Below are 15,696 nucleotides of genomic sequence, written 5' to 3' on the forward strand. Positions count from 1 at the left end.
AATGAATAATAAGCTAGTTATACTTTCCATTGCAGCGCTTTCACTGACTGCCTGCAAAAAAGAAGCTCCGAAACAGGATGGTGCCAAGCCATATCCTGTTATCTCAGTGGAGTCAAAAAATATAGTGGGTTATCAGACGTTTCCGGCTACCATCCAGGGTAGGGTAAACAATGATGTACGTGCAAAGATACAAGGGTATATTACCCAGGTATTGGTAGATGAAGGACAATATGTTACCAAAGGACAGCCTTTGTTCCGTCTGGAAACCAATATCCTGAACGAAAATGCAGCAGCTTCCAAAGCAGGAATTGGTGCAGCGGCATCCAGTGTTGCGGCGGCTCAGGCTTCTGTAAATGCAGCTCAGGTTGAAGTAAACAAACTAAAACCTCTTGTTCAGAAAAATATCATCAGCAACGTACAGTTACAGACAGCCCAGGCTCAGTTGGCTCAGGCTCAGGCACAGTTACAGCAGGCCAATGCAGCCAAAAGACAGGCTGAAGCCAATTATAAAGGGGTGGAAGCCAACATCGAATATTCTATCATTCGTGCTCCTATTTCTGGGGTGATCGGAAGACTGCCATTGAAAGTAGGAAGTTTGGTAGGGCCGTCTGACCAGACACCTCTGACAACGATTTCTGATACCTCTGAGATCTACGCTTACTTTGCGATGAATGAAAAGGAATATTTTGATTTCCTTGAAAAATCTCCGGGCGCATCGATGCCTGAAAAAATTAAAAACTTACCTATGGTGGAACTTCAGTTGGCCAATGGAAGTCTTTATCCTGAAAAAGGGAGAATTGAAGCCATTACCGGTCAGATTGATCCTACAACCGGAACTATCCAGTTTAGAGTTGCTTTCTCGAATGCTCAGAAATTATTAAGTAATGGGAACAGTGGAACCATAAGATTCCCTCAGCATTATGATAATGTTCTTGTTGTCCCTGAAAGTGCTACTTATGAGCAACAAGGTATCGTTTACGTATACAAAGTAGAAAAAGGAGATACTGCCAGAAACGTTGTTGTGAATGTTATCGACAGAATCGACAATATGGCTCTTATCAAATCAGGAGTTAATAAAGGTGAAAGAGTTATTGCAGCTGGTATCGGAGGTCTGAAACCGGGAACAGCCGTGAAACCGCAGCCAATTAAAATGGATAGTCTTGTTCAATCAATAAAACCGAAATTCTAATGATAAAAAACTTTATTAACAGACCGGTTTTATCCACCGTAATCTCAATCCTGATTGTGATTCTCGGTGTGCTGGGACTGATCTCGTTACCGGTTACACAGTATCCGGACATTGCACCGCCTACGGTGAGTGTTTCCGCAAACTATACGGGAGCCAATGCCGAGACGGTAATGAAAAGTGTAGTAGTACCTTTGGAAGAGCAGATCAATGGGGTGGAAGGTATGGATTATATCACTTCCAGTGCCGGAAACGACGGTTCTGCCCAGATCCAGGTTTTCTTCAAACAGGGAATAGATCCGGATATTGCAGCGGTAAACGTACAGAACCGTGTAGCGAGAGCTACGCCGCTTTTACCTGCCGAAGTAACGCGTTCAGGGGTAGTAACCCAGAAGCAGCAGACCAGTGCCCTGATGTATATGTCCTTCTATTCTGAAAATAAAGACCTGGATGACGTATACCTTCAGAACTTTTTGAATATCAATATTATTCCTAACCTGAAAAGGGTAAATGGTGTTGGAGATGCGAACGTTTTCGGTGGTAAAAACTACTCGATGAGAATCTGGCTTGATCCTGCAAAAATGGCTGCCTACAGTGTAACTCCTACCGACGTTACCAATGCCATCAATGAGCAGAGTAGAGAAGCAGCAGCGGGTTCTATCGGCCAGAACAGCGGTAGTTCTTTTGAGTATATCATCAAATACGTAGGGAAATTCAACGATAAGGAACAGTACGATAATATCATCATCAAATCTTTGGCAAACGGACAAAATCTGATGCTGAAAGACGTTGCCAAAGTGGAACTGGCAGGACAGTCTTATACAGGAATCGGGGAGAACGGGAACAATCCTTCCATCAGTATGGGAATCTTCCAGACTCCGGGATCCAACGCACAGGAGATTATTAAAAATATTAAAGCTTATCTGAAATCGGCTGAAGGAACTTTCCCGCAGGGAATCAAGTATACTTTCAACTTCGATACCAATGAATTCCTGGAAGCTTCTATTGAAAAGGTAGTTCATACCCTTATCGAAGCCTTCATTCTGGTATTTATTGTAGTATATATTTTCCTTCAGGACTTCAGGTCTACGCTGATCCCGGCTATCGCGGTTCCGGTATCTATTGTGGGGGCATTCTTCTTCCTGAATCTCTTCGGATATTCATTGAACCTCTTGACCCTATTTGCCTTGGTACTGGCTATTGGTATTGTAGTGGATGATGCCATCGTCGTCGTCGAGGCCGTTCATGCCAAGATGGAACATGGTATTTCTGATGCTAAAAAAGCGACCGTAGAGGCAATGGATGAGATCACAGGGGCTATTATTTCGATTACTTTGGTAATGGCAGCGGTATTTATTCCAGTGACGTTCATTACAGGTCCTACTGGGGTATTCTACCAACAGTTTGGTATTACGCTGATTATAGCCATCATCATTTCTGCGATTAACGCATTAACGTTGAGTCCGGTTTTATGTTCATTATTCTTAAAACCTCACGAAGCGCATCATTCAGAATATAAAAATCTGAACCTGTTACAAAAGTTTTTCTATAAGTTTAATATTGCTTTTAAAACAACTACTGAGCGTTACGGAAGAGGATTTGTATTCCTGTTGAGACATAAATGGGTAACCCTGATAATTTTCGCTGTTACCGGAGGTATTCTGTTCTGGGCAAGCAGCAGCATGAAGAAAGGGTTTGTACCTACAGAAGACAGAGGGATTATCTTTACCGATGTTCAGCTTCCTCCGGGAGCTTCTATGGAAAGAACTTACAACGCATTGAAAACTCTTCAGGCTAAGGCATTGAAAGTTCCGGGCGTACAGAACGTAACGATCTCAACAGGTAGAGGATTCTTATCCGGGAACGGAAGTAACAACGGTCTTGCCTTTGTGAAACTGAAACCATTCGAAGAAAGAAAAAAAGACGGACAGACTTCTGAAGATATCACTAAAAAATTATTTGGAATCGTAGGATCTGTTCCTGATGCTAAAGTCGTATTCTTCCAGCCGCCAAGTGTACCGGGATTTGGTAACAGTGCAGGCTTTGAAATGGTATTGCTTGATAAATCAGGCGGAGAATATGCTGATCTGGATGCTAAAACCAATGAATTCATCGGTAAGCTGATGCAGAGACCGGAAATTCAGTTTGCACAGACTTCATTCAATACCAAATATCCTCAGTATCAGATGGAAATTAATGTTCCTCTGAGCAAACAGCTTGGAGTTTCTGTAAACGAGATTCTGGCTACGATGCAGGGGTATATCGGAGGTATTTATACTGCAGACTTTACCAAGTATGGAAAGCAGTTCAGAGTGATGGTTCAGGCTCTTCCTGAAAACAGAAAAAATATTGAAAATCTGAATCAGCTTTATGTGAGAACAGGATCAGGGATTATGACGCCGATTTCACAGTTTGTAACATTAACAAAAGCCTATGGACCACAATCCGTAAGCCGTTACAACCTCTTTACTTCAGTGAAGGTAACGGGAGCGAACTCTGACGGATACAGTTCCGGGGATGCAATTGCCGCAGTACAGCAGGTAGCGGATGAAACCCTGAATCAAAACTATGCCGTAGAATTTACCGGATTAACGAGAGAAGAATTAAATTCAGGATCTCAAACGCTTTTGATTTTCGGACTGAGTTTGATCTTCGTTTACTTTATCCTTTCTGCACAGTATGAAAGTTATATCCTTCCGCTGATCGTCATTATTTCTCTTCCTCTTGGGGTAATGGGAGCTTATTTCGGCCAGAAGATCATGGGACTTGAAAATAATATTTACTTCCAGATTGCCCTGATCATGCTCGTGGGATTGCTCGCGAAGAATGCAATCCTTATTGTTGAATTCGCGGTTCAGAGAAGGCATCATGGAGAAACCATTGTAATGTCAGCCATCAATGCAGCGAAAGCCAGAGTGAGACCTATTCTGATGACATCATTCGCCTTTATTTTCGGTTTATTGCCGTTAGTGCTGGCAAGTGGAATTGGAGCAGTAGGTAACAGATCTATCGCTACGGGTGCGGCCATAGGACTATTGATAGGAACTGTTTTGGGATTATTTGTAATTCCGGTTCTGTATGTGATTTTTGAAACACTACAGGAAAAAATTAAACCTATCAAAAAAGAAGATATCAATTTAGCAGAATAAAATTAAGATTTAAGAAATTAGAAGTTAGCAATTAGAGATAAGTCTAAAAACTAACTTCTAACTTCTAAACTCTAACTTCTAATTAAAAATAATGAAGAGTTTATTAAACATCATAAAAGGAATCACTTTTTCAGTTTTCATACTCGGAGCCATTTCATCCTGTATGGCAAGAAAAGAATATGAAAGACCGAAGAATGTTGTAGACGAAAAGCTGTTCCGTACTGATATGCTTCCTTCGGACAGTACGAATATTGCAGATATTTCCTGGAAAGAGATATTTACTGATCCGATATTGCAGGGGCATATTTCTAAGGCACTGGAGAACAATCTTGATATCAGAATTGCTTTGGAAAGTATTAATTCTGCGGAAGCGTATCTTAAACAGAGTAAAGCAGCGTATCAGCCGACACTTTCTATCGGACCCAACTATACCTTTCAAACTCAGTCTATCAATACACAGTTTGGACAGATCATCGGATCAAGACGTTATGTGAACCAGTTTGACATTACGGCAAGTATCGGATGGGAAGCTGATATCTGGGGTAAATTGAAGGCACAGGAGAAAGCACAGCTGGCCACTTATTTAGGAACTGTTGCAGCACATAAAGCGGTTAAAAGTAGTTTGGTGTCTTCCATTGCTTCTGCATATTATCAATTGTTGACATTTGATGCACAGAAGAGAATTATTACGGAAACCATTGCAGTAAGAGAGAAAAACCTTGAAGCTACTAAGGCTTTAAAAACTTCCGGAACAGTTACTGAAGTAGCAGTACAGCAAAGTGAGGCTCTGGTTTTCAATGCCAAATCATTACTGATTGATATTGATACACAGATACAGTTGCTGGAAAATACCATGAGTCTTTTGATGGGAGAACCTTCTCACGCTATCGAAAGATCTACATTGGAAGGGCAAAAGCTTCCCATCGATTTGAAATTAGGTTATCCTACTCAACTTCTTGCCAACCGTCCGGATGTTATGAGAGCAGAATATAATTTAATGAATGCTTTTGAGTTGACCAATGCTGCCAAAGCTCAGTTTTATCCAACTTTAAAACTGACAGGAAGCGGAGGTGTACAGTCAGTAGATATTGATCACCTGTTTAGTGTGAACTCTTTATTTGCCAATGTAGTTGCAGGACTGGCTCAGCCGATTTTAAATAAGAGACAGATTCAGACCAACTATGACGTAAGTCTTGCCAATAAAGAAACTGCCTATTTAAACTTCAGAAAAACAGTTTTGACTGCCGGAAAAGAAGTTTCGGATGCTATCAGGGTTTTCTCTGTTCAGGATTCATTCATTGAATTGAAACAAAAAGAGCTGGATGCCTACAAAAAATCGGTTGACTATTCCCAGGAATTAGTGAACTATGGTATGGCGAACTATCTTGAAGTATTGAATGCAAGTGTGAATTCATTGAATGCAGAACTTAACATTTCCAATGCAAGATACAGTAAAATGAAAGCAGCCGTAGAGCTTTATCAGGCTTTAGGCGGAGGCTGGAAATAACTGTTTTCAGCAATGTAATATCATAAAAACGTATGTCAGGAATGGCATACGTTTTTTATTTCAAACTTAAAGAGTTTGCAAAAAATAGCTAGAGTGTCGCCAATATTTCCATCGCTTTTTTCTCTTTTTCAGATATCGTTTTTAAAATATCCGAAGCCTGTTGAATATATTTTATTTCCTTTGTCTGGCTCACTTTTTCAAACAGCTGAGATACATTTGTCCAGAGTCCGGCAATTTCAGTGAAGGCTTCATAGCCTGTGTTCAGCGGATCAAGTTGAATCAGTTCATAACTTTCTTTCAAAAAATCACGGTATAAATTCCTGAACAGTGCACCTCCGGTTCCTGCTTTTTCCATTAGTAAAGCCTCTTGCTTAAATTCTCCTTCAATATCTTTACTTGTATTGAACCATTTGATAATTTCAGCACTTGTTTTTAAAATCCCTTTGTAAGAAATATTGGTAATGGGTGGATTCAGATATTCAGCTGCATTATTTTTGATCGCAGTAATGATGACTTTTTTCAGATCAAATTTTCTGTCTGTATTCCTGAGGGTATAATACAGATTTTTGGAAGCCATCGGACCTTTTTCAGAACGGGCCATAGCCAGACTTTTTAAAGATGTTTGTACTTGTCCGCCTTGTTGTCTGGTATCAATCAGGAAAGCATTTTCATCATTATAACCATAAATAGCAGCATAATGTCCGGCAAAATGGAAAGGATTTGAGAAATATTCAAGATGATAGCAATCCATTTTCAATCCTACTGCCTGTCCGTCATTGAGAAGTTCTTTAACCTTATCCCAGGCCTTTTGTTGTGAAGAAGTTTCCTTTACAGTTAATTCCAGATTCAGATTTCTGGCTAAATTTTGAGTGAGCAGATCAGGTTTTATCCGTCCTCCTATGAAAGGAAAGTCCATCGTTTTCATATTCCAATAAATAAAACCGAGACCTTCACCCAACCCGAAAAGCATGGGTTCGGAAAGTTCAATTCCAATGTGTTGTAATAATGTTCCTGTGGCAGTAGTTTCACAATGTTGTCCGCTAAAAGGCTTCAGGTTTTCTATTTTCATTTTGGTGTGGGTTATTAATTTTTGGGCAAAGAAAATTACATAAATATCGTTATATATAAATTCCCTTTTTTGAAATTCAGTGTTAAAATCTTTTAAAAAGTAGAATTGATTTGCATATATGTATTCAACTACGTAGTTTTGTACTTTAAAATGTGACCACTATGAAATTAGAGATACAATCCATAGGGAATTCCTATTCAGAACAGGCTATTGATCTGATTTTGACGATCCAGCAAAAAGAGTTTAATATTCCGATTACTATAGAAGATCAGCCTGATCTTTTGCAGATAGAAAGTTTTTACATGGAAGCCGGAGGTAACTTTTGGGGTGCTTTTGTAGATAATCATCTGGTAGGTTCTATAGCATTGGTTAAATTTGATGAAAAGGCAGGAGCCATCAGAAAAATGTTTGTTAAGAAGGAATTCAGAGGAAAAGAACTGAATATTGCGCAAGAATTACTGGAAGTTTTAATTTCTTTCTGCCGCGAAAACAGAATTGATGATTTATATTTGGGAACCATAACGGTACTGAAAGCAGCCCAGCGTTTCTATGAAAGGAATCTTTTTGTAAAGATTGAAAAAAGCGATCTTCCCGTGAAGTTTCCTCTAATGAGTGCCGATGATGTTTTTTACCACTTAAATCTTGACTGAATATGAATGTAATCAACGAAGCAGGAATTCTTGCCATATCAACCAGACTGCACCGCCTAAGCGAACAACTGAGGAAAGACGGAGCGCTCATCTATAAAGCATTCGGAATTGATTTTGAACTGAAGTGGTTTCCGGTTATTTTCACCATTTATAAAAAAGAAATGGCAAGTGTTGTTGAAATAGCCAATGAAATAGGATATACCCATCCATCCACCATAACACTGCTCAAAGAACTTGAAAAGCAGGAGTTGATCCAATGGGAAAAAGATAAACAGGACAAGCGCAAAAGGCTTTTTAAACTCACTTCAAAAGGGCAGGAGCTCATTGAAAAAATGAAACCCGTTTGGGAACTGATGTCCCAGATTTTAGGTGATATTGCAGACAATAAAAATAATCTGCTGACTGCCATTGATGAAGCCGAAGAGAAAATTGCCAATCAGTCCTTTTATCAGAGAGCACTGCAGGTGAGGAATGAGAAGTAACGTATTATTCTGCATATTATTTAATCTTTTAAGCCTTATATATTACTCATAAAACATTACTTGCTCTAAAATTTACACTTTAATTCATTTTGTTTAGAACATTTTTAAGAGGTTAAAAAAAATGTTATTATATGTTTTTGTAGTTTTATTCAATTTTTGTTGAATACTATTATATAAACATCTTTTATATATTAAAAAAACAACCTTATTTTGTTGTTTTGATAAAATATTTTACTTTTAAATTGTTGATAATCAGTTGTTAATATAATATTTTTTTTCTTTTTTTATTTAGGAAAAGTATTATTTTTGAATCAATGTTTTCAATGTATGGAAACTTCGAAAAAATTATTAATCATCTAAAAAAAAAACAAAGATGGAAAAACAAACAAAAAAATTAAGTCTTGACGCCTTTAAAAAGATGGCAGAAAAAGTACAAAAAGAAGAAGTAATGCAAAAAGTTGAGGGAGGAAATTTGTTAGATTGCCATGGTACTAGTGGCTTACTTGTTAAAGCTGTCTCAAATTTTATAAAAAATGTTTTTTAATAGGCAGTAAAAACGTAATAACTCAAGGAAGAGCAGAAGTTCTTCCTTGAATTTTTGTAAATAAATTAATTATACAAACTAATGATTTATATTAAAAATTTATTCTATTTTTATTTTATTCCTTCCAAAGAAATCACTTTAATTTTATCGTTTCGTAAAAAAGCTATTAGTATATTATATTCTTTATTAGTAGAATATTTTTTTGTGTTTCTATTTGCAGGTATTAGATGTGTATTAGTGCTGAAAAATATTGTCCCACCTTTAAGTTATGATAACAAAATGGAAGCGTTAACAAAATCTTTCTATTTTTTTGTACTTTTAGGTCCTTTATTAGAAGAGGTTCTTTTTAGACTGTGGCTGGTATACAATAAGATTAATGTGTCAATAACTATTGCATATTTAATATTATGGATAAATGGATTAATTTTTCATATACATTGGTTTTATACTACTAAACTGGTTATATATTTTATTTTATTGTTTATTTTTCTTTTCACATTATTCTTTTTTCTTTTAAAAAAATATGAAGGTGAAAAATTAATCAATTTCTGGAGGAAAAATCAAAAGATATTTATTATCATATCCTGTTTTTTATTTGGGGCTCTTCACATAGGAAACTATGCGGTCACTTCTAACCTAATCATGTATTCTTTTATAACATTCGCTCCCCAGATTTTTTCTGGATTTATACTGTGTTATCTGCGAGTAAGACTGGGGTTTGAGGCTGGCTTTGTTGCTCATTCCGTAAACAATTTTATTCCATTTATTATTTCTAAAATAATATGAACAACCCTTTACAACCCATATTGTTACCTTTTCTAGAGCAAGGATTGGAAACACAAAATCAAAATATTAAACTTTTACTTTATAAACTAAATTCAGATATTTTTGATTATTTAGATTTTGAAAGTGAAACAATTTATCAAGAACCTTTATTTTTCTCTTATTTTAATAAAAGTGATAGTAGTATTGTACAATTAGAACAAATACTAGCTGGATTTTCTTGTGACAATAAATTTTTAGTACAAACTGATGACTTTGGAAGACTATATATACCCAATATAGGTTGGTTTATTACTAATAAAAATAATACAGGCTTAGTATTTTATAAGAAAGAAATGCTTTTAGAAAAGGATGGTATAAAAGTAGACTTTACTTTAGAGTCTTTCTCTTTAATAGAAAACACTTCAATAGAAATATTAAAGTATCCTATTCCTCTTTTGGAACAATGTTTTTTTAATGTTGATAAGAAATTAATAGAGGTAGAAATAAAGGAGATAACGGAAAAACATCTGCTGCATCTTACTAAAGCTTATCAACTCATTAAAAAAATTATACCAACACAATTTCAATTGCTTGAAAAATATGCTAATAAGTGTATGATTTTTAATGTAGATACCTATGAAAGAAATTCTTTTGCTACTATGAAAGCAGCCGGCATAGGTTTTTATAATGCTTATCAAGAAGATTATGATGAAGTTTTTTTTGTAGATGATATTGCACACCAAACAGGTCATGTCATTTTTTATACTTTACTTTCCAATGTTGAAGATTTTTTCAAAGTTCCTAAAGAAACAATTTTAGAAACTCTTGAATTGTCTGATGGAACTTTTATAGAGAAAAGGGATTTATATGTATTATTTCATGCTTTTTATACTTATTATACGAGCCTTACATGTCTAGATGCCTGTCTAGATGCAGGAGATTTTGACAAAAGACAAATTCATGAGGCTAAAGGAAGAATTGCTTTCTATATCAACAAATGTTACAAAGACTTAACTCTAATTGATGAAGAACCATTTAAATCAGAAGAAAATGCAGCGAAATATTTTACAGAAGAAGGTTTAACTATATATAAAGAAATTAAAAATACATTATTAAAAATATCAAAAAAATGGTTGGATGAAATTAAAGCTTTTAATTTTAGTAATCAACCTTATAATTTTACCTATTCTAAGTTTACAGAGCTTAATCCATTAACATAATAAAAAAGGCTTAATGAAGGTAGCGTTTTTTTTTAGTCTTTTAGTCTTTTCTTTATTTTCTTCTCAAGAAAAAGATGCAAGAAAAAATTTACAACAGGAAATTATAAAAGAACATTTAGAAAATGGTGCATGGAATCATATGCTTTTTTCTAAAGAGTGGCAAGACAATATTGATATTGGCCTGAAAAAAGATAGTACCATTGCTTATTTATGGCAACAAAAAGCTATGCCTTTGTTTAAGCAAAGAAAATATGAATTGGGAATACCTTTTATTGATAAAGCAGTATATTATGATGAACAAACTTATCTACCATATCGTGCTTTTATTATGTGCATTTTCGTTAAAAATTATTCTAAAGCTATAGATGATTTTAAAGAATGTATTAAAAAGTATGGAAATCAATATGAAATGGACCATACTTATAACTTTTATATTGCATTGTGTTATCTTCAGTTAAACCAATTTAATAAAGCTGAAGAATTATTATTTGATGATATTAAGGCAACAATTAGTAAAAATGGTGAAGAATGGGTGAATCCTGTTACTTTATTTTATTATGGAATTGCAAAATATGAACAGCAAAAATGGAAAGAAGCAATTGTAGAATTTGATAAAGCTCTAAAGCTCTATCCTAGATTTTCAGATACCAAATTCTATAAAGCTATATGTCTGAAACATTTAAATGATAATATTAAAGCTAATCTCCTGTTAGCAGAAGGAAAAAAGGATGCAGAAGAGGGTTATACTATTGGTGAAAGCAATGCTATTTATGAAAAATACCCTTATCAAATAATATGGTGATAAAAAATAAATTCCCATTTTATAAACAATTGGACAGTAGAGATTGTGGACCTACTTGTTTACGAATGATTGCTAAATTTTACGGCAAAACATTTTCTAGAGAATTTTTACGAGAAAGAGCAAGTATAACAACTACAGGTGTAACAATGGCGGGTATAGCTGAAGCTGCAGAAGCTATTGAAATGAGGGCTCTCGGGGTAAGAATATCCCTTGAAAGTTTAGTTAATGAAGCGCCGACTCCCTTTATTGCTCCTTGGAGACAAAAGCACTTTGTAGTAGTATACAAAACTGATGAAAATAAAATTTATGTAGCAGATCCAGCTCAAGGTTTGTTAAGTTACTCTCATAAAGATTTTAGATTAGCTTGGACTAATGCTGTGGATGAAACTGGATTTTGCCTTTTATTAGAACCTAATATAAATTTCGATAGTCAGGAAGGTGAGAAAGTCCAAGCTAAAGGTTTCTCATTTTTATATCCTTATTTTAAACCTTATAAAAAGCTTATCAATCAGCTTTTTATTGGTTTATTAGTTGCTACAGCAATTCAGTTTATTTTACCATTTCTAATGCAGACAGTTGTAGATGTTGGGGTAAATAACAAGGATATTCCATTTATATATTTGATTTTAGCATCACAGTTCATTCTTATATCAACACAAACGTTGGTCAGCATTTTTAGAGAATGGGTGGTGATACACATTACAAGTAGGTTTAACATCAAAATGATTTCTGATTTTTTGTATAAAATGCTTAAACTCCCCGTTAATTATTTTGATACCCGAAATGCAGGAGAACATTTACAAAGAATAAGTGATCACACTCGTATTCAAAACTTTGTTTCTTCGTCAACGCTTAATATGTTGTTTTCCATGGTAACTTTTATTGTTTTCAATGGTATTTTAGCATATTATAGTCTTAAAATATTCTTGGTTTTTCTAGTTTCTGCTATTTTATATACAGGTTGGACTTTTTTTTTCTTAAAGAAAAGGGCGGAATTAGACTTTAAGCGTTTTGATCAAACTTCACAAAACCAAAACAATTTATTACAAATAATTACTGGGATAAAAGAGATTAAACTAAATAATTCACAACGTAAAAATCGATGGAAATGGGAATTTACACAAATTACATTGTTTAAAACCTCCTTAAGTGCCTTAAAATTAGCGCAATATCAAAGTGTTGGAGCAAGTACGATTAATGAATTTAAAAATATTTTCATCACTTTTCTTTCTGCAAAGGCAGTAATAGATGGAGATCTTACATTAGGGATGATGACTTCGATACAATATATAGTAGGACAACTGAATGTTCCGCTTACTAACTCAATAACTTTCATCCAGAATTGGCAAGATGCTAAAATCAGTTTGGAGAGGCTTTCTCAGGTACACACAAAGGAAGATGAAGATGTAGTATCTGAAAATAAACTAAGGGAGTTGCCTAAAGATAAAAGTATTATCCTTCGAGATATATCTTATAGATATGGAGGTAAATCTACACCATTTGTTTTAAAAAATATCAATTGTAAAATTCCCGAAGGAAAAATCACAGCTATTGTAGGTGCTAGTGGAAGTGGAAAGACAACTTTAATGAAGCTTTTGTTAAAATTTTATGATGCTACACAAGGAAATATTGATATAGGTAATGTTGATTTGAAGGGTATAAATAATGATTTTTGGAGAATGAACTGTGGAGCGGTAATGCAAGATACTTTTATGTTTAATGACACTATTGCTGGTAATATATCTGAATCTGAACAAAATGAAATTATTGATAGAGAAAAACTATATCATTCTGCTTTTGTTGCCAATATTGATGAGTTTATACAAAATTTACCTAACAAATATAATACTGAATTAGGAACATCAGGTATTCGACTGAGTGGAGGACAGGAACAAAGAATGATGATTGCACGAGCAGTATATAAAAACCCATCCTATGTTTTTTTTGACGAGGCAACATCTGCTTTAGATGCCAATAATGAAAAAGTAATAATGGAAAATCTCAAGCAGTTCATTAAAGGAAGAACATCAGTTATAGTAGCTCATAGACTGAGTACAGTAAAAAATGCAGATCAGATTATTGTTCTTGAAAAAGGAGAAATTGTAGAACAGGGAAATCATGAAGATTTAGTTTCAATGCGTGGTAAATATTATGAGTTAGTAAAAAACCAATTAGAATTAGGCAATTAATATGGACGAAATAAATGATGGTCTAAAAATTTATAGTGAGGAAGTCAGAGATATCTTGACAGACCCTCCAAAAACTATTTTGAAGTGGGGGAATACAATATTATTAAGTTTTATAAGTATTTTACTTCTTATCTCTTGGTTTGTTAAATATCCAGATATTATAACTTCCCAAATTATAATAACAACAGAGACTCCGCCTCAAAAATTAGTTGCTAAAAACTCAGGGAAAATAGATGCTATACTTGTAAGGGATAAAGAAACTATTTCAAAAAATACTCCTTTGGCTGTCCTTGAAAATTCTGCTAATTATAAAGATGTTTTTTTATTAAAAAGTATTGTAGATACAATTAATTTAGATAAATCAAATTTTCCTTTTGAAAAGTTAAAATCTTCACAGCTTGGAGATGTTGAAAGTACATTTTCATCATTTCAAAAAGAGTATATTGCTAATCAGCTCAATATTAATTTTACACCTTATAAAGTAGAAAATAATGCACAAAGCTATGAAGCTATTCAACTCAAAGAAAGGTTAAGTTTATTGGAATCTCAGAAAAGTATTAACGAGTCTGAGTTAAAATTAAAGCATAATGATCTTACCAGAAGTGAATTATTATATAAAGAAGGAGTGATTTCAACACAAGAAATTGAAAAGCAAAGAGTTTTATTTCTTCAAGATCAAAAAAACTATAAAAATGTATTAAGTAATATCTCACAATTACGATCATCCATAAACGAGCTTAATAAAAATAATAAAGTCACAATTATAAATGAAAGTAAGGAATATATAAACTTAGAAAGAAATGTGCTTCAATCTTTTTATCAATTAAAAAAATCTATAAAAGATTGGGAATTAAGTTATGTTCTTCGCTCATCAATAAATGGCAGAGTTAACTTTTTACAATTATGGTCAGTTAATCAAAGCATTAATACTGGTGATAATGTATTTTCAATCATTCCTATGGGAGGGAATCAGTATATAGGAAAAGTAAAAGCTCCTGCACAAAATTTTGGAAAGGTTAAAGTAGGTCAAACTGTTAATATTAAATTAGCCAATTATCCCGATCAAGAGTTTGGAATCTTAGAGGGTGTTATCAATAATATTTCTCTGACTCCTGACAAAGATGGTAATTTACTGCTTGATGTCACTTTACCAAAAGGACTACAAACAACTTATAAAAAAAGAATTGCATTCCAGCAAGAAATGAATGGCAGAGCTGATATAGTTACAGATGATTTACGTTTATTAGAAAGATTACTTTATCAATTTAAGGATTTATTTGCTAGATGATGTAGTTCTTCAATAATTAATGATCATCATAAAGTATAGATTTGATGATCATTAATTATTGAAGAACCTGATATAATCTGCCGTTTTCTATCCATATATAAGTAAAAAAGTAAAACCTTTTTAACTGCTTGTTTTTTACTAATTTATCATTTATTTCTTGAAGATAGTTTGCGTATTATGAAATTAAATATTTAATGCTGACAAACTATTGTCACTAAAGTATTTTAATTTTACAGTAATAAAAGAAAAGCTATGGGTAAAACTGCAGAGAAACAGACCTTTCATGTCAGGACAAAGACAGAATGGCGGCAATGGCTTGAAGAGAATCATCATATAGAACAGTCTGTATGGCTTATTTGCAATACCACAAAATCAAATTTGCCCATTGTTCACTGGATGGATCTGGTGGATGAAGCCCTTTGTTTTGGCTGGATTGACAGTACAAGGAAGACGATTGATAAAGGTTCGTTTATGCAGTTATTCAGCAGACGGAAACCGAAAAGTACCTGGTCAAAAATTAATAAGGATAAGGTTCAGAAACTGATCGAAAATAAGCTGATGACAAAAGCAGGATTTGAAACTATCCGAATTGCAAAAGAGAATGGTTCCTGGAATATTTTGGATTCTGTAGAAGATCTTACTATTCCTGAAGATCTGAATGAAACATTTAAACTACATGAAGGTTCCGAAACCTATTTTCTAAGTTTAAGCAAATCCATGAAAAAAATGCTGCTGCAATGGATTGTGTTGGCCAAAAGACCCGAAACCAGAAAAAAACGTATTGACGAAATCGCAAAACAAGCTGCTCAACATAAGAAACCTAAAAATTTTTAAGCTGTAAAAGA

The 15,696-nt window shown here is 34.2% G+C and carries 13 protein-coding genes; 12 read left to right on the forward strand and 1 reads right to left on the reverse strand.

The genetic code is table 11. From position 1 onward, the window contains the following. The first annotated feature begins 1 nt into the window (after position 1). From RHP76_RS02275 to RHP76_RS02285, 3 genes are all read left to right on the forward strand, one after another. A complete protein-coding gene (locus RHP76_RS02275; protein ID WP_062670040.1) occupies positions 2-1,189 on the forward strand; it encodes an efflux RND transporter periplasmic adaptor subunit in 1,188 nt (395 codons plus the stop codon). Continuing rightward, positions 1,189-4,335 carry an efflux RND transporter permease subunit gene (locus RHP76_RS02280; protein WP_311229370.1) on the forward strand — a complete coding sequence of 1,049 codons (3,147 nt, stop codon included), beginning with the start codon at positions 1,189-1,191 and terminating at the stop codon, positions 4,333-4,335. Before RHP76_RS02275 ends, RHP76_RS02280 begins: the two co-directional genes overlap by 1 nt. 91 nt (positions 4,336-4,426) lie before the next feature. Continuing rightward, positions 4,427-5,842, forward strand: coding sequence for an efflux transporter outer membrane subunit (locus tag RHP76_RS02285; protein ID WP_062670036.1), 1,416 nt, complete (start codon positions 4,427-4,429; stop codon positions 5,840-5,842). Between the two features lie 88 nt (positions 5,843-5,930). Here RHP76_RS02285 and RHP76_RS02290 read toward each other — a convergent pair whose 3' ends face one another. Continuing rightward, positions 5,931-6,911 carry a BtrH N-terminal domain-containing protein gene (locus RHP76_RS02290; RefSeq protein ID WP_311229371.1) on the reverse strand — a complete coding sequence of 327 codons (981 nt, stop codon included), beginning with the start codon at positions 6,909-6,911 and terminating at the stop codon, positions 5,931-5,933. A 161-nt stretch (positions 6,912-7,072) separates the two neighbouring features. On the opposite strand from RHP76_RS02290, the gene RHP76_RS02295 reads away from it, so the two are divergent. The 9 genes from RHP76_RS02295 to RHP76_RS02330 all read left to right on the forward strand — a co-directional run bounded on the left by RHP76_RS02295 (position 7,073) and on the right by RHP76_RS02330 (position 15,685). Continuing rightward, complete coding sequence (locus tag RHP76_RS02295; RefSeq protein ID WP_311229372.1) at positions 7,073-7,561, forward strand: GNAT family N-acetyltransferase; 489 nt, start codon at positions 7,073-7,075, stop codon at positions 7,559-7,561. Positions 7,562-7,563: 2 nt separating this feature from the next. Further along, the gene (locus RHP76_RS02300; protein ID WP_311229373.1) at positions 7,564-8,043 is read left to right on the forward strand and encodes a MarR family winged helix-turn-helix transcriptional regulator; all 480 of its coding nucleotides are present in this window, start codon (positions 7,564-7,566) and stop codon (positions 8,041-8,043) included. Between the two features lie 373 nt (positions 8,044-8,416). Further along, entirely contained in the window at positions 8,417-8,587 is a 171-nt protein-coding gene (locus tag RHP76_RS02305; protein WP_311229374.1) for a hypothetical protein, read from the forward strand. 279 nt (positions 8,588-8,866) lie between these two features. Further along, a complete protein-coding gene (locus tag RHP76_RS23410; RefSeq protein ID WP_409193528.1) occupies positions 8,867-9,373 on the forward strand; it encodes a CPBP family glutamic-type intramembrane protease in 507 nt (168 codons plus the stop codon). Continuing rightward, complete coding sequence (locus RHP76_RS02310) at positions 9,370-10,572, forward strand: hypothetical protein (protein ID WP_311229375.1); 1,203 nt, start codon at positions 9,370-9,372, stop codon at positions 10,570-10,572. The genes RHP76_RS23410 and RHP76_RS02310 overlap by 4 nt, the downstream gene beginning before the upstream one ends. Positions 10,573-10,585: 13 nt before the next feature. Next, a complete protein-coding gene (locus RHP76_RS02315; protein WP_311229376.1) occupies positions 10,586-11,374 on the forward strand; it encodes a tetratricopeptide repeat protein in 789 nt (262 codons plus the stop codon). Then, on the forward strand, positions 11,368-13,563 hold the full coding sequence (locus RHP76_RS02320; RefSeq protein ID WP_311229377.1) for a peptidase domain-containing ABC transporter: 2,196 nt from the start codon (positions 11,368-11,370) through the stop codon (positions 13,561-13,563). Before RHP76_RS02315 ends, RHP76_RS02320 begins: the two co-directional genes overlap by 7 nt. Position 13,564: 1 nt before the next feature. Continuing rightward, positions 13,565-14,851, forward strand: coding sequence for an HlyD family secretion protein (locus tag RHP76_RS02325; RefSeq protein WP_311229378.1), 1,287 nt, complete (start codon positions 13,565-13,567; stop codon positions 14,849-14,851). A gap of 252 nt (positions 14,852-15,103) precedes the next feature. After that, positions 15,104-15,685, forward strand: coding sequence for a YdeI/OmpD-associated family protein (locus RHP76_RS02330; RefSeq protein ID WP_311229379.1), 582 nt, complete (start codon positions 15,104-15,106; stop codon positions 15,683-15,685). Positions 15,686-15,696: the final 11 nt, after the last annotated feature.

This window comes from Chryseobacterium sp. SG20098 (genome assembly GCF_031844745.1).
Lineage (GTDB): Bacteria > Bacteroidota > Bacteroidia > Flavobacteriales > Weeksellaceae > Chryseobacterium > Chryseobacterium cucumeris.

Coding starts and splice junctions, on each gene's coding strand:
- RHP76_RS02275 (WP_062670040.1), top strand. CDS start 2: ATGAATAATAAGCTAGTTATACTTTCCATTGCAGCGCTTTCACTGACT.
- RHP76_RS02280 (WP_311229370.1), top strand. CDS start 1,189: ATGATAAAAAACTTTATTAACAGACCGGTTTTATCCACCGTAATCTCA.
- RHP76_RS02285 (WP_062670036.1), top strand. CDS start 4,427: ATGAAGAGTTTATTAAACATCATAAAAGGAATCACTTTTTCAGTTTTC.
- RHP76_RS02290 (WP_311229371.1), bottom strand. CDS start 6,911: ATGAAAATAGAAAACCTGAAGCCTTTTAGCGGACAACATTGTGAAACT.
- RHP76_RS02295 (WP_311229372.1), top strand. CDS start 7,073: ATGAAATTAGAGATACAATCCATAGGGAATTCCTATTCAGAACAGGCT.
- RHP76_RS02300 (WP_311229373.1), top strand. CDS start 7,564: ATGAATGTAATCAACGAAGCAGGAATTCTTGCCATATCAACCAGACTG.
- RHP76_RS02305 (WP_311229374.1), top strand. CDS start 8,417: ATGGAAAAACAAACAAAAAAATTAAGTCTTGACGCCTTTAAAAAGATG.
- RHP76_RS23410 (WP_409193528.1), top strand. CDS start 8,867: ATGGAAGCGTTAACAAAATCTTTCTATTTTTTTGTACTTTTAGGTCCT.
- RHP76_RS02310 (WP_311229375.1), top strand. CDS start 9,370: ATGAACAACCCTTTACAACCCATATTGTTACCTTTTCTAGAGCAAGGA.
- RHP76_RS02315 (WP_311229376.1), top strand. CDS start 10,586: ATGAAGGTAGCGTTTTTTTTTAGTCTTTTAGTCTTTTCTTTATTTTCT.
- RHP76_RS02320 (WP_311229377.1), top strand. CDS start 11,368: ATGGTGATAAAAAATAAATTCCCATTTTATAAACAATTGGACAGTAGA.
- RHP76_RS02325 (WP_311229378.1), top strand. CDS start 13,565: ATGGACGAAATAAATGATGGTCTAAAAATTTATAGTGAGGAAGTCAGA.
- RHP76_RS02330 (WP_311229379.1), top strand. CDS start 15,104: ATGGGTAAAACTGCAGAGAAACAGACCTTTCATGTCAGGACAAAGACA.